This window comes from Clostridium sp. CS001 (assembly GCF_020443565.1).
Classification (GTDB): domain Bacteria; phylum Bacillota; class Clostridia; order Clostridiales; family Clostridiaceae; genus Clostridium_AD.
On record NZ_JAIZZN010000072.1, the window covers coordinates 1 to 1,350 of the forward strand.

The 1,350-nt window shown below is 35.8% G+C and carries 1 protein-coding gene; it reads right to left on the bottom strand.

The window, feature by feature from the left end; translation table 11 throughout:
- Positions 1-160: 160 nt before the first annotated feature.
- Positions 161-1,141, bottom strand: a complete 981-nt coding sequence (locus LGK97_RS19580; RefSeq protein WP_226262001.1) for a DUF5692 family protein — start codon at positions 1,139-1,141, stop codon at positions 161-163.
- Positions 1,142-1,350: the final 209 nt, after the last annotated feature.

Consider the following 1,350-nt stretch of genomic DNA (forward strand, 5'->3'; position numbering starts at 1 on the left):
ATTCCACGTCACCATGGACACCCTTGTCTTAAGCTATGCACTTGGCACTATTAACCCGTGCTAGGGACTTTCACCCTTTAGATTGCGCCCATGCTGGGCGCACAATAAAAAGACTAGCTTAAGCGCTAGCCTTTTAGTTAAAAATTTATATTATTGATATCTACTCTGCAAGTGCTTTGATTTCCTTAAAAACCTTCAAATCTGTATAAAGTTCGCCAAGATATGGATTTCTCTTTGTCTTAACTACTTTATAAATCATGTAACCAAATACTGCTATATTTGCAGCTAATGACAATAAACTAAATCCAAATAGAGCGCCTTCATTATAGGATGATGCAACAGCAAAGGCACCTTTATCAATAAAGGCTGGGAATGTCTGTGCAAACATACACCATATAGCTAGTGTTTGAGCACGATGTTGTAACCATGCTCCTTTTCCCACTGTAAATGCACAAAGTGTTGGCGCTAGTAGCAGAGCAAATCCGCAATACCAAGCATGACCTGGAAGACAGTTATACGTATAAGCAAAATTCCATAAATCATATGCTATAATCCAAAACCATAACATATCAGGCCACAACATATCTTTGCTACCGTCTTTAGCTGTGTGTTTTTTTATACAAATTCCAAGCCACCCAGTTATTGTTATGATATTTAGAATACCTGCTATACCATTCATAAAGTTCCACGAACCACCAAGTACATACATGGCTTCATCTGCTAAAACCCCTCCACCATGATATTGAATTCCAATCTGAAAGTCACGGGTAACCGCTTCCAAAATATTGATTGCAAGAATCATTGCTGGGAAACACAACGCCCACTTTTTCTCAGATAATCTCCATTCCTTACCTGTAGATTTGTTTTTCCATTGAACATGTCTGATACACCAAAAACCTATACATCCAGCTGTAGAAGAATACACCTTCGCCAAATGGAACCAGTCTGTATACGTTGTATCCCTTAGTACTGTAAACCATACTATTGAAAGTACTATTGGTAAAATAACAAAACTAAAAAAACCAACATACTTATATCTACGAGCTACTTCATTAAAACCAAACAGTGCTATAAAAATAATTATCCAAACGCCCCATACACTTAATAATGATGCACCATCAGCATAGTTAAAATTAAACATATTATACCCCCCTTAGTATAAACATCTAGTGTTTACCATATCCATTGTATTATTTTTATCAATCCCTTTTCAATAGACAAATAAACAAAAGTGTCCACTTTATAATGGTACCTATAGGAAGGACACTTAGAAAAAAAGTGTTTGGACTATAGGTACTTTTTTTGTATAATTTATATAAGGATAGGATGGTGGAAAATGAGTAAGGTTTT

Coding starts and splice junctions, on each gene's coding strand:
- LGK97_RS19580 (WP_226262001.1), bottom strand. CDS start 1,141: ATGTTTAATTTTAACTATGCTGATGGTGCATCATTATTAAGTGTATGG.